This is a genomic window from Effusibacillus dendaii, from assembly GCF_015097055.1.
Lineage (GTDB): Bacteria > Bacillota > Bacilli > Tumebacillales > Effusibacillaceae > Effusibacillus > Effusibacillus dendaii.
In genome coordinates, this window is sequence record NZ_AP023366.1 from 2,392,033 (window position 1) to 2,404,483 (window position 12,451).

The window sequence follows — 12,451 nt, forward strand, 5'->3', positions numbered from 1 at the left end:
TGTATATACTAAAGATCTAGGTATTGGAAGGAGGATTCACATGTCCTTTGACGATTTCGATAAAAAACCGAAGTCCCGATTCAGCGGCTCTTGGCTCGCGTCGGTTGTGATTGCCGCATTGGTAGGGTCGGGAACAACGGTGGTTTTGGTGCCTGAATTAATTAAATCGAATATAATCAAATTGCCGCAGGTAACCCAAACCTGGTCAAACAGTGGCAATCCCGTATCTGTTACGCCGGTGTCGGTAAATACAGATATTGTAAAAGCGGTTAACAAGGTGAAGCCGGCTGTTTTGACAGTTGTGAACCTGCAAAAAGTGAGAGGCTTTTTCGGCAGCCCGGAACAGGAAGCGGGTAAAGGGTCAGGTGTTCTGCTCGATAATCAGGGCCATATCGTGACGAACAATCACGTAGTGAACGGGGCGTCCGATGTGCAGGTCGTGATCAACAACGAAAACGTTCCGGCGAAAGTCCTGGGGGTCGATGCATTTACCGATCTGGCCGTCCTGCAGGTTCCTGCTGATAAAGTGAAAGATATACAACCGGTTCAACTTGGCGATTCGAATGCGCTGCAAACCGGCGAGCCGGCTATTGCGATCGGCAACCCGTTAGGCGAATTTGATCAGACGGTGACGGTTGGCGTCATATCTGCCAAAAACCGTACGATTCCTTTGCAAGACAGCAAAGGGCAAGTGATTTATGAACAAACGGTGCTGCAAACAGACGCTGCCATTAACCCTGGCAACTCTGGCGGTGCATTAATCAATATTGCAGGCCAGTTGGTTGGCATCAACTCGGCCAAAATCGCTACGCAAGGAGTGGAAGGTTTGGGATTTGCCATCCCGATCGACGAAGCGAAACCGATTATTGACCAATTGATTACGAACCATAAGGTGACACGTCCCGCGCTTGGGGTCAGCATCCAAGGCGAGGTAGCTTCCATACCCGCCTCCTATAAAGCGGGCTTGCCGATTAATTACGGGGTAGTGGTAGGCGATGTGGCATCGGGCAGTTCGGCTGCCAAGGCAGGCATTAAATCGGGTGACATTCTTGCAAAAATCGATGACACGCAAATCAATACGTTCCTCGATCTGCGTAAGTATCTGTTCAGCAAAAAACCGGGCGATACGGTTCAAATGACGCTGTATCGCGACAACAAACCGCAAACGGTCAAGGTTCAACTGGGAGAATTACAAAACTGATTTACAAAACTGATTTGCAGGTACGGTAAACCGCATAGTCGGATCGCAGGTTTAACAAAGCCGGTATATTCAAAGTACGGGCGTAGTTGAAGTGTGGTTCCTAACAGGAGGGTGTCCCAAAAGCCTGGCTTAGGGACACCCTCTTTTTTGGAAAAAATAAAAAGAAAACCGTTCTCTTTGGTATAATTTAGTCACCACAACCAACTAACCAAAGAAAGGAACGGTTTTCTTATGTATGTTTAGTATAACATGGATCCATTAATTCTTCCAATGGATCTTGAAATCCTCATTCCCAATCAACATCAAGGAACAGGTCGGTCGTGTGGAAAACATGACCTATGACGAGGAGCTAGATGAGTGGATTTGTGCCAACCAAAAACGACTCACGTTCCAATATGAAAAATACAAGCAAAGAAAGATAGACGTGGAACCTGTCTTTGGCCAAATCAAATACAATCGCGGGTTTGACCGTTTTTCCCTAAGAGGCCTATCCAAAAACACCACGGATTGGGGTCTTATTTGCATTGCCCATAATCTGAAAAAATGGGAAGGACATACCCAAAAGAAACTCAAAAAGTGTAAAGAATAGAGTCAAAAACCTTCATAACATCCACTTAACCCCATTTTTATCCAACGAATTAAGAGAAAAGAAAAAGGCTGCTCCCAAGAAATCCGTTTTTACCGACCTTTTGGGACAGCCTCCTTTTTATAGAGTATCCTTCTGACGTTGAATGGCTACCGGTCTTCTATGGTAGGATATGATTTCTGGGTTTCATCAAGGGAGCGTTCGCGTTTTGCGGGATATACATCTTCTGGTTGGATTGGTGTGAGCCGCAGCGAAAGTTCTGCTGGTTGTGAGTGGAATCGGCGCTCCAAACGGTCCAGGCGGGCGTTTGTCACCAATTGCTCTCTTTCGATATGGGCCACCGACAGCTTGATGTCGACGATGTCATGTCTGACAGCCCGGGTATCTGAATTGAAAGTTTCGTGTTGAAGTTGTAAGCTGCTGATCTTTTTCTCCAAATTATGGATGGCGTTCAGTAAGTCGTGAATTGTTTCGGTCAGTTTCGTAAGCATATCGTTTACAGGCAATCGATTCACCTCCTTTGATACGTATTGTATCATCGGGTTCGGGATTTGCTCAACCCATTTTTGAAAAGCAGACGGTTGGAATGATATAATACGTCAACACGGAGGTGTACGGATGTTCACTGCTTGCGAGGAACATATTGATATGGCAATTGATGAATTTATTTTTACGTATGAGGAACCGCCCGAACTGCGATTGATCGAAGAACTGTCCGTAGCGGATGACTTGCATTCCAAGTGCCAGTTCTGCGGGGCGCCAACCAAGTATATTGTGACGAAAGAAGTCGAGTAGGTAAGTGGGAACCTGCTGGCGTGGAGTACTCAGAGCTCCGCATTTCGGATGAACCGTTCGTCATTACTCAAATTCCGCGATGGAGTGACAGGATGAACCTTACGATCGTGGCAGTTGGCAAAATGAAAGAAAAGTATTGGCTGCAGGCCGTGGCCGAATATGAAAAACGGCTGTCTGCCTACGCAAAAGTCCGCATCATCGAAGTGGCGGACGAACCGACACCGGACAGCGCTTCGGCCGCACAGGAAGAAGCGGTGAGGGAGAAGGAAGCGGGGCGGATTTTGGCGCAGTTGAAAGAGCGGGATTATGTGATCGCGTTGGCGATCGACGGGCAGACGTTTTCATCGGAGGAGTGGGCGGCGCAGATGGACCGCTTGGCAGGGCAGGGGAACAGTTCATTTGTGTTTGTGATCGGCGGGTCGCTCGGGCTGCATGCGTCCGTGTTGAGCCGCGCGAATCTGAAGCTGTCATTCTCAAAGTTTACATTCCCGCATCAGATGATGCGGGTGATTTTGTTGGAGCAGGTGTACCGGGCGTTTCGGATTTTGAGGGGTGGACCGTATCACAAGTGATGGTAAAACAAAGGATTGAAATTATAATTAGTTCCCCCTGAATAAGTCTAGGTTTTTGAAGCAAAACAAAAAGGAATTCAATGCCTCAACATGGAACTTGTTACTGTCCATATAACATTCCGTTCCGAGGGGCAAGAATTCCTTTTGAATTAGAGAATTCCACGTTGTCCCTCAAAAATCCTTTCGCGGTTTCGGCAGCAAAAAGAATGAAACGGAACTCACCGACCGTGGGGTAGTCCGCGTCAGCACTCCTTGGGCCGCAGCAGGTATCGGGCCTTGCTGGCTCAAAAAGCTGGGTTGGGTTTGGAATTTTGGCACATAACCTCAACAGAGCGGCAATCATACTCAAAAAGGAAGCGAAATAAGGAATAATTTAGGAAAACAAACACTCCGGGAAAGTCGCGAGAGAACACATTCCCTCAAATATCGACTTTTTCAGGAGTAATGAATTAGGTATTTATGGGGAGAGATTTACGGCCAAATTTGAGTGGGGAAAATCATAAATCAGGAAAAAAATGTGTGCGTCAACGGGCACACGTGATGATTAACGGAATAATCAGTTATTTGTATGGGAAGTCACAGTTTCGTTAAAAAACCAAGATAACGCCCTGTACTGTTACCGAACCTGCTCCTACGTTTCTGATTTGAAGTCTGTCGGTGCCTGCAGGAACAATGAAAGGGAGCACAGCCGTACGGGTTCCTGTCACCGTCACACTGTTAGTGATCGGACGGCCAGTTGCAGCATCCACAATCTGGTACCTGACGACAGGAGTTGCGGTACTGCTGGATGCGGGGCGCTGGGAAACAATCACTTCACCGGTATTTACGATGTTTCTGAGTCGGAAAGACTCCGTGACGACGGATTCGCCCGGAGCAATCCTGGGGAATCGGAACACGACGAATTGACGAATGTGTGCTGCAGATCGTTTGCGAGACATTTTTAAGGAAGGCTTCACGAATTTCACCTCCATATCCTTCGATATAGAATACAAGATATGCGGGTATTCCATTTCGGTTCTCCCCAGAGAGAAAGATGGGGTGTTGCCTGAATAATAACAGGAGACCATATCCCTACTTACAGCATCCCTTACCTGTCCCCCTACCCAAAGCCCCCTTATCAACAGCCCTTTACCCAACAGAAACCCGGTAAAATCGGCCGTTATCATATCGTGTTCCATGGAACCATTTAAACTGGAATTTTCCTGACGCAAGGATGAAGCAGGAATTTGAAGCCAACCGTATTGTAATAAAAAACGGAAATCCGCTGTTGGAAGGTTTTCCGAGTTGGGAATGGAATCAGCCAGGAAACGTGGAAGTACTCCAATCTGTGCTGGGATACGAAATTGACGCGACAGGGCCGTTCAAGTGATCGGCAGCAAAGGTACAGCCACCGATGGGATGCACGCGGACAATAAAGGAAATGTTTTTTACACGAGCTGGAGGGGAAAGGAGCGGGCTTTTATACTCCACGGAGCAATAGATTTCAGCCATTTGTGTCTGTCGATCGGATGTTATGGGTAGACGGGGCAGTGAAAAGGAATACTTTCTAAGAACCTTGGTTCCGTATCGACTGGACTGAGGTTGTTCTGTGTGGAGTAAAGCGTGTAAAAACAATATGATTGGCAATAATATGAAGTAAACCATAAGGGATTCCAGCATTTAAAAACAATTGGGCAATATAAAAAACAAAGGAGAATGAAATTGACAACCGAACAACAACAATATTTGGACAGATTAAACCATATTCAAAACGATCTTACAAATGCGTGGATGGACTATTGGAAACACTTTTCACATGTGGGAACATGGCAATTTTGGGTGAATGTGATTATACTCGTTTTACCTTTAATTGTTTTGTATTTTTTAATTGACCGGAAGAAAGCATTTCATATAGGTTTTTTTGGGTTCAATGTTCATGTTTGGTTTAATTATATCGATACTTTTGGGGTATGGTACGGGCTGTGGAATTACCCGTATAGAGCAATCCCGTTTTTACCTATAAGTTTCGCTTTAGATGCATCTTTAGTGCCGGTTGTTTTTATGTTGGTGTATCAATGGACATTAAACCATAATAAAAACTATTATCTATATTTGACAGGTCTTTGCCTCTTTTTTGCATTTGTACTTAAACCCGTAATGGTAGCTCTTGATTTATTTCAAATGCACAAGGGGATGAATTATTTTAACCTTTTCCTTGGGTATCTGGTTATCATGTTATTGTCCAAATGGATCACTACTGCTTTCGTGCACCTCCAGAAAAGTACGAAATAAACAAACTTATAGCTGCTGCGGACAGGCAGCACCTAAAAAGCGACTCCGTCACGGATAGTCGCTTTGTTTTTACATAAAACTGTAGATCATCGTGCTACAAGTAACGACAAATTTCTCAGCGGGTGAGATGGAAGTCACGAAAAATCCGATCCAAATCCCTAAGTTCACATGTCAAACTGTAAAGTTTAAAATTAAAGTTCGCCAGCTAAACTTCAAACTTTAAAATTTCACTATCAAGATTTAACGCGTATTTTTGAATTCTAAAGTCGCTCTGTCCATTGATAACGGCAGCAGTCATATCAAAGGTATCTTTGACGATCCGGACCACACGTTTATTTTCCCCAATGTAGTGGCACAACCTGTTGGAGAACGCATCCTTCTGACTGAACAGGGAGACCCCCTTGATTTTCTGGACGTACATATTACATCACCGGCGATCGAGAGCGATCAGTACCGCCATGTCTACGTTGGGAATCTGGCCATTGGCGACGAAGGTGTCGTTCATGAGATTGTTGGGGACAAAGCAGCGCAAAAAAGGCGCAACGACCCGAGACGATGGTTACACCCCTTACAGGGGCGGCATATGCTGTCGCAAGAAAACATGAGGAAGCCATCAGGCACGGGGTGAAACGTATTAAGGCCGAAGTCCGGCTGGGGACGGGGGTGCCTATCAGCGAGTTTGCAAAATTTCGTTCCGAATTTGCTGCGAAAATAACGGGCGGCATTGATTTGGATATCGCATTTTTCAAACCTGGAGTGTGTTTGACATGACCCACCTCGTGAATCGACATATGCGCATTCTGGCAGAGAAGGCGCTAAAATACGCCCGTAACGCGTCGAAGCATGTCCGCTATGCCAACGAATTCTGGTTTATTGGAGGCGGGGCGATTGTGTTGCAGCCTTGGATCGAGAAACTCGACGCGGAACTCGGTCTGCCCATTTGCTTTGATGTACAGGAATACAGCCAATTCCGCAATGCGGGTGGAACCTTTCTTCTGCTCGATCACCCACTGAAACACAAGGGCGAGGTGGCGGCCGGACCTCTATTCAGGTACAGAATTGACGAGATTTTTTTCACTTTTGATGCTGGTCAATGGTGTGGCTCCGATTCTTGCCCCGATTGCAGGCGGGCAGCTATTGCGGCTAACCTCTTGGCAGGGGGTATTCATTGTACTGAGTATGATCGGCGTAGTCATGTTGCTTGCTGTCCTTTTTGGCTTGCCCGAGACACTGCCGATTCAAAGCCGTTCTAAGGGCGGCATCAAAAACACACTGGCCACGGTTCGCAATCTTGTTACGGATCGTGTCTTTATGGGATATGCGTTCTCACAAGGGCTTGTGGTTGCCGCTATGTTTGCGTATATATCCGGTTCACCGTTTGTTCTTCAGGACATCTACGGTGTTTCTCCGCAGATGTTCAGCTTGCTGTTCGCCATTCACGGGCTCGGCATTATTATCGCCAGCCAAGTGACCGGTAGACTTGCAGGGCGAATTGACGAGACCAAATTGCTCGTCGGGGCAGGACTGTTTGCCATCTTGCCACCCCTGTTCGTGGTCGTATCAAGTGTCGGGATCGTAACCACTGCCGGATTTTCATTAGCTATGCAAATCAAGGAAAGTCAGCAGGGACGTTGGCGCCATCCTGTGCTGTACGCTCCTCATACGGCGGCCAAGTTCAATGTTCAAGTAAGCTGTCTACAGGCACTTCTTGTTCATTTTCTGTTTGGCCGAGGGGATAAATCCGCGCCGTTTCATTTTTTTCATCCACTTGTTGGATATAGATGGGAACCCCATTATAAGTAACATTGGCCATAACAGGTGAAGCCGCGATCTCTTTAGCTCTTTGTGTGTTCATTACGATGCCCTCCTTGAAATCAACTACAGTAAATGATACCCATATCACAAGATTCGTATTCGGCAGCGGAAATGGGTGTGACATACAGGTATAACTTGAAAAAGCGCAATACATTCTAACAGCATGGCCTGATCACAAATTGCCCATTTCAAAGGGGGGAATATGGATGGACAACAATGAAAAAGTATTGGAACGAACATTGGAAAGTTATGAACTGGCTAACGAGGCGCTACTGAACGTGTGGAATTACTTAAATGATCGCGAGATTGACATGATCTTAGAAAAACAGCAAAATCGGCTGGAACAAATCGCACAGCGGGCGTACCACGAAGAAAAAACAGATAATGAAAACGAATTGTTTCTGAACACGCTGGAACGGTATGAATTGGCTAATCGCCATTTATATGAACATTGGGACACCATTCCGTTCGGCGAACGGATCAACCTTTTGCAAAAACAGTGGAACCGTCTGCAGGAAATGAGAAGTCGCATTACCCGCTAACCGCTTCTTCTTGAGTCACAAGGGGCTGTCTCTCAGTCATTCGCATGACTTTGGACAGCCCCTGTACTATTTTGAATAAGTTACGCTTGATTCTCCAACGCTTCCACAACTTTTTGGGCGGTGCTTTTGCTCGATGCCGGATTTTGCCCCGTCACCAAATTCCCGTCACGCACCGAGAAGTCTGCCCAATTCTCACCGGAGACGAATTTGCCACCTTTTTCACGAAGTTTCGATTCAAGCAAAAACGGCATATGCATATCCAACTTCACTTCCCGTTCTTCACTATCTGTGAAGGAAGTGATGGTTTTGCCTTTAACCAGCGGCGTACCGTCCTTGTACGTTACATTTACCAGACCGGCTGGTCCATGGCAAACAGCGCCGATCACTTTGCCATCTTCCGCATGCTGCTGTAACACATACTGCAAGGTTTCACTATCGGGGAAATCAAACATGGTGCCATGTCCTCCCGGCAGGAAAACTGCATCAAATCCTGTTGCATCCTCCTTGCTCAATTTCGCGGTGTTTTTTAGTTCTTCTTCTGCAGCTGCCCATTCCGCATTCTTTTCCGCCGGAATGCTGTTTGGGTCCAGTGACACCTCGCCGCCCAGAATGCTGGTCACTTTTACACGGTATCCTTTTTCTTTAAAAACATTATAAGGTACGGCAAACTCTTCCAGCCAAAGTCCGGTTTTGTGATCGTCGGTGATTGTGGTGTGATTGGTTACTACCATCAGAATGCGTTTTGTGTCGGACATAATAAATACCTCCTTGGTTATGGTTATATGCTATAGGCTGCCTGTAATGGTTCTGGAGTCAGGGGCTTTCCGCCGAGTGCTAAAGATGCATCATTGGCCCAAAACGGATTGCGGAGCATTCCTCTGCCCACAGCAACAAGATCTGCTTTACCTTCACGGACTACTTGATCCGCTAAATGAGGATCTTCCAGTCTCCCGACGGCGATCACCGGAATGTTGAGGGATTCTTTGATGGCTTGCGCCAAGTGAACTTGATAACCGGGCCCTGCATGGCTGGGACCAATCGGTCCTTCTCCACCGGATGATACGTGGAAAATGTCAACACCCGCTTCTTTGTAACGTTTAGCGAGCGTAAGGGCATACTCCAGATCATAACCACCCTCGTTATACTCAACCGCCGATATTCTCATGATCAAGGGCATCGATTCGGGCATAGCACGGCGGGCCGCTTGAATCACTTCTGCGCCAAAGCGGCTTTTTTCTTCGCCATAGATATCTTTTCTCCGGTTGGTTAACGGGGATTGAAACTGATGTATCAAATAGCCGTGTGCAGCATGAATTTCAATTGCATTGACACCCGCCTCGACCGCCCGTTTAAAAGCGGCCTCAAACTTGCCTACTATGTCTTGCACTTCTTGTGTCGTTAATTCCCGGGGAGTCTTAAATTGTTCCGAAAATGGAATGGGGGAACAGGACACAGGTTGATCCGCGTCTTCCGCTTTTCGGCCCGCATGGGCAATTTGGATGGCGACTTTTGCACCGTAACTTTGGCAGGCCTTAATGATCCGTGCAAAAGCGGGTATATGCTCATCCGACCAAATCCCCAGATCATAATCGGTAATTCTGCCATCAGGTTCTACATCTGTCATCTCCATGATAATCAGGCCCGCTCCGCCAATTGCGCGGCTCGTATAATGGCTGAAATGCCAGTCGTTTGGCTTGCCGTCTTTCGCCTTAACGGAATACTGGCACATGGGGGACATGACAATACGATTTTTCAGTTGTAAATCTTTCAACTGAAATGAATCTAATAAAGTGGGCATACATACATCTCCTTTCTATTGTTAATCACCCTAAATTATGGTGGTTCAGGGTCTTTTTTATGCAGAGAGCATTTCAATAGAATCGATACACCGGTAATTTTAGACTAGAATCCATATGAAAAATGTAGGGAGAATCACATATGCAGTGGAACAGGGATATATGCCTATCAAAAAATCAATTCCAAACCAACTGTCTCTTCCGCCATGCAGTTGGTGACTGTCAAGAGGGGAGATGTCACAGAAACGGTGACTGCTTCCGGGACCGTTCAGGCCGCTAAACAGGTATCCCTGAATTTTTCAGGATCAGGCGGGGAAATAACCGCTATAAACGTAAAGGTGGGTGATCATGTAAAGGCCGGTCAAGTGCTGGCAACATTAGATGATTCGACTGCCAAAACACAGGTTAAGAATGCGGAAGCAAACCTTGCCGCCGAGCAAGCTCATCTGGATGAGGCCACACAAGGCTCGACGCCGGACGAAATCGCCGTTCAACAAGCGAATGTGGACAAAGCCAAAGTAGAACTGGATGCAGCCAAGAATACGTATAACATTCAGAAAAACCTCTACGCCTCGGGAGCTGTTTCAAAATCTGATCTTGATCAAGCCAAGAACAGTCTGGATCAAGCGCAAGCGTCTTACGATTCGGCGGTGGCCCAATTGAATCAGACCAAGGCGCCACCGAAGTCCGCCACCGTTCAAGCCGCGCAAGCTGCCGTCGCACAAGCGCAAACCCAATTGCAACAGCAGCAAATCGCTTTAGACAAATTATCGCTGAAAGCGCCAATGGATGGAGTCATTACCCAAGTGAACGGGGATGTAGGGGAAATCCCATCAAATAATCCATTTATGGTGATGGACGATTCGGATTCCGGAAATTTGGAGGTTATGGCGCAAATCAGCCAGAGTGATATTGGAAAAATTCAACCGGGCATGAATGCCACATTTACTACCAACGCATATTCCGATAAAACATTTAACGGAACCGTAAAGTTGGTGTATCCCGAAGGAACCACCACATCGAGCGTAACAACCTATAAAGTCCTTCTTACTGTTGATAACAAAGAGGGCTTATTGAAATCTGGCATGACCGTCAATGTGACGATAGATGTCGGCACCCATAAAAATGTTCTTTATGTGCCGGCTGCTGCTTTGAAAGATTAGAATGGCAAAGATGGTTCGAATTGAGAACATGAGAAAAACGTACCAGATTGGCGACCAGGAAATTCACGCGCTCAGGGGAGTGAATTTGAATATTGAAGAAGGCGATTTTGTAGCGATTATGGGGTCCTCCGGATCGGGCAAGTCAACCATGATGAATATGATCGGGGGTTTGGATAAACCTTCTTCTGGAGAGTTTTATTTGGATGGGTACCCGATATCCATGGCGCATGGTGATGAACGGGCTATCATTCGCAACCGGAAAATCGGTTTTGTCTTTCAAAATGTCAATTTGCTGCCCCGCACGAGTGCAGTGGAAAATGTGGAACTTCCTTTGCTGTATGCCGGAATATCCGCCAAAGAGCGAAGGAAGAAAGCCGTCCGGGCTCTGGAAGGTGTCGGGCTGGGTGAGCATTTGAACAATAAACCGAATGAGTTGTCGGGCGGACAGCAACAACGTGTATCGATCGCCCGGGCTTTAGTAAACAATCCGGTCATTCTGCTGGCGGATGAGCCGACAGGCGCGTTGGATACAAAAACAAGCATAGAGATTATGAGCATCTTTCAGCAATTAAACGATGCGGGGAAAACGGTCATTTTGGTCACGCACGAACCGGATATTGCGGAATATGCCAAACGGATTGTACGTTTTCGGGATGGGGAAGTCATTTCAAATGAGGTAGTTTCGCAAAGAAGAATGGCGAAACTGGAAGAGGAAGTGATTTCATGAGTTTTTTGGAAAGCCTTCGCATATCTCTGCGAAGCATACAAGCGTGGAAGAATCAAGGCTATACGACCCTAATTGAGGGAGCAACGGAAGATTATCTGCAGGTCCGCAATGTGGGCGTACAATGGGGAAGGTTTTTTAACCGGTTTGAAGTTCAGGGGCAGGCAAATGTTGCTGTGGTAGGCACAGCAGTGATCAACAATTTATTCGGTACGGACGCAAATCCGATCGGTCAAACCATGCAGATTAACCAAATTCCGTTTACGGTTATAGGCATATTGCAAAGCCAAGGCAGTAATGGGGCTACGAATAATGACGACAGAATTATGATTCCTATTACCACGGCGATGAATCGGCTGTTTGACCAGACGAAAGTAAGAACCATTTATGTATCAGCCAAAACATCTGATCTCATGGATCAGGCGCAATTTGACATTCAACAAACCCTTCGCGTGCAGCACCATCTGTCTCCAAGAGATCAGGACGATTTCCAGATTAGTTCGCAATCGCAAATTCTTAGTACCGCACAAGGCGTAACGAATGTGATGACGAACCTGTTATCCGAAATCGCTGCCATTTCTCTCGTCGTCGGAGGCATTGGAATTATGAATATCATGCTTGTTTCCGTTACCGAGCGTACGCGTGAAATTGGTATACGGAAAGCAATAGAAGCTACACGAGGGGATATTCTTCAGCAGTTTTTGATCGAATCCATAACTCTTAGCTTATTGGGGGGGGGTTATTGGAATTCTGATGGGCGTTGGCGCGGCAACCCTAGTTAGCAAAATAACGGGTATGACTACTACGGTCAGTTTGACGCGGATCCTGTACGCATTTTTCTCTTCCATGCTTGTTGGGGTCATTTTTGGAGTGTATCCGGCTCGCAAAGCAGCCCAATTAAAACCGATAGATGCGTTGCGATTTGAATGATTTTGTCCTAAGACCGACGGTACGATGAAACTCGCCGACGGTCTTTTTATGTTATA

14 protein-coding genes and 3 pseudogenes are annotated in these 12,451 nt (G+C 46.5%); 12 read left to right on the top strand and 5 right to left on the bottom strand.

Features of this window, described 5'->3' with window-relative positions; all coding sequences use genetic code 11:
- Window positions 1-40: 40 nt before the first annotated feature.
- On the top strand, window positions 41-1,201 hold the full coding sequence (locus skT53_RS12960; RefSeq protein ID WP_200757636.1) for a S1C family serine protease: 1,161 nt from the start codon (window positions 41-43) through the stop codon (window positions 1,199-1,201).
- 307 nt (window positions 1,202-1,508) lie between these two features.
- Window positions 1,509-1,790: pseudogene (locus skT53_RS12965) on the top strand (transposase); the annotation flags it as partial.
- A 146-nt stretch (window positions 1,791-1,936) separates the two neighbouring features.
- Here the strand turns inward: skT53_RS12965 and skT53_RS12970 are convergent.
- Window positions 1,937-2,293 carry a hypothetical protein gene (locus skT53_RS12970; RefSeq protein WP_200757638.1) on the bottom strand — a complete coding sequence of 119 codons (357 nt, stop codon included), beginning with the start codon at window positions 2,291-2,293 and terminating at the stop codon, window positions 1,937-1,939.
- Window positions 2,294-2,405: 112 nt separating this feature from the next.
- On the opposite strand from skT53_RS12970, the gene skT53_RS12975 reads away from it, so the two are divergent.
- The 5 genes from skT53_RS12975 (at window position 2,406) to skT53_RS12995 (ending at window position 6,053) form a co-directional block, all read left to right on the top strand.
- Complete coding sequence (locus skT53_RS12975) at window positions 2,406-2,582, top strand: CxxH/CxxC protein (RefSeq protein ID WP_200757640.1); 177 nt, start codon at window positions 2,406-2,408, stop codon at window positions 2,580-2,582.
- A gap of 92 nt (window positions 2,583-2,674) precedes the next feature.
- A complete protein-coding gene (rlmH, locus tag skT53_RS12980; protein WP_200757642.1) occupies window positions 2,675-3,154 on the top strand; it encodes a 23S rRNA (pseudouridine(1915)-N(3))-methyltransferase RlmH in 480 nt (159 codons plus the stop codon).
- A 672-nt stretch (window positions 3,155-3,826) separates the two neighbouring features.
- Window positions 3,827-4,060 carry a hypothetical protein gene (locus skT53_RS12985; protein WP_200757644.1) on the top strand — a complete coding sequence of 78 codons (234 nt, stop codon included), beginning with the start codon at window positions 3,827-3,829 and terminating at the stop codon, window positions 4,058-4,060.
- Window positions 4,061-4,855: 795 nt separating this feature from the next.
- Window positions 4,856-5,425 carry a CBO0543 family protein gene (locus tag skT53_RS12990; RefSeq protein WP_200757646.1) on the top strand — a complete coding sequence of 190 codons (570 nt, stop codon included), beginning with the start codon at window positions 4,856-4,858 and terminating at the stop codon, window positions 5,423-5,425.
- A gap of 253 nt (window positions 5,426-5,678) precedes the next feature.
- Window positions 5,679-6,053 (top strand): acetate and sugar kinases/Hsc70/actin family protein, encoded by a 375-nt coding sequence (locus tag skT53_RS12995; RefSeq protein WP_200757648.1) that lies wholly within the window; start codon window positions 5,679-5,681, stop codon window positions 6,051-6,053.
- 187 nt (window positions 6,054-6,240) lie between these two features.
- Here the strand turns inward: skT53_RS12995 and skT53_RS13000 are convergent, their stop codons facing one another.
- Window positions 6,241-6,432, bottom strand: coding sequence for a hypothetical protein (locus skT53_RS13000; RefSeq protein WP_200757649.1), 192 nt, complete (start codon window positions 6,430-6,432; stop codon window positions 6,241-6,243).
- Window positions 6,433-6,463: 31 nt separating this feature from the next.
- Between skT53_RS13000 and skT53_RS13005 the strand changes: the two are divergent.
- Window positions 6,464-7,083, top strand: a pseudogene (locus skT53_RS13005) (MFS transporter); the annotation flags it as partial.
- Between the two features lie 17 nt (window positions 7,084-7,100).
- Here the strand turns inward: skT53_RS13005 and skT53_RS13010 are convergent.
- A complete protein-coding gene (locus skT53_RS13010) occupies window positions 7,101-7,280 on the bottom strand; it encodes a small acid-soluble spore protein H (protein WP_200760983.1) in 180 nt (59 codons plus the stop codon).
- A gap of 166 nt (window positions 7,281-7,446) precedes the next feature.
- On the opposite strand from skT53_RS13010, the gene skT53_RS13015 reads away from it, so the two are divergent.
- A complete protein-coding gene (locus tag skT53_RS13015; protein WP_200757651.1) occupies window positions 7,447-7,782 on the top strand; it encodes a hypothetical protein in 336 nt (111 codons plus the stop codon).
- 80 nt (window positions 7,783-7,862) lie between these two features.
- On the opposite strand, the gene skT53_RS13020 is transcribed toward skT53_RS13015, so the two are convergent.
- Together skT53_RS13020 and skT53_RS13025 are read right to left on the bottom strand one after the other, a co-directional pair.
- Window positions 7,863-8,537, bottom strand: coding sequence for a type 1 glutamine amidotransferase domain-containing protein (locus skT53_RS13020; protein ID WP_200757653.1), 675 nt, complete (start codon window positions 8,535-8,537; stop codon window positions 7,863-7,865).
- A 23-nt stretch (window positions 8,538-8,560) separates the two neighbouring features.
- Window positions 8,561-9,580, bottom strand: coding sequence for an NADH:flavin oxidoreductase/NADH oxidase (locus skT53_RS13025; RefSeq protein WP_200757655.1), 1,020 nt, complete (start codon window positions 9,578-9,580; stop codon window positions 8,561-8,563).
- A 246-nt stretch (window positions 9,581-9,826) separates the two neighbouring features.
- On the opposite strand from skT53_RS13025, the gene skT53_RS13030 reads away from it, so the two are divergent.
- From skT53_RS13030 to skT53_RS13040, 3 genes and pseudogenes are all read left to right on the top strand, one after another.
- Window positions 9,827-10,741 carry an HlyD family secretion protein gene (locus skT53_RS13030; RefSeq protein WP_264175968.1) on the top strand — a complete coding sequence of 305 codons (915 nt, stop codon included), beginning with the start codon at window positions 9,827-9,829 and terminating at the stop codon, window positions 10,739-10,741.
- A gap of 1 nt (window position 10,742) precedes the next feature.
- Window positions 10,743-11,468 carry an ABC transporter ATP-binding protein gene (locus skT53_RS13035; protein ID WP_318978519.1) on the top strand — a complete coding sequence of 242 codons (726 nt, stop codon included), beginning with the start codon at window positions 10,743-10,745 and terminating at the stop codon, window positions 11,466-11,468.
- Between the two features lie 89 nt (window positions 11,469-11,557).
- A pseudogene (locus tag skT53_RS13040) lies at window positions 11,558-12,395 on the top strand (ABC transporter permease); the annotation flags it as partial.
- Between the last annotated feature and the right edge of the window lie 56 nt (window positions 12,396-12,451).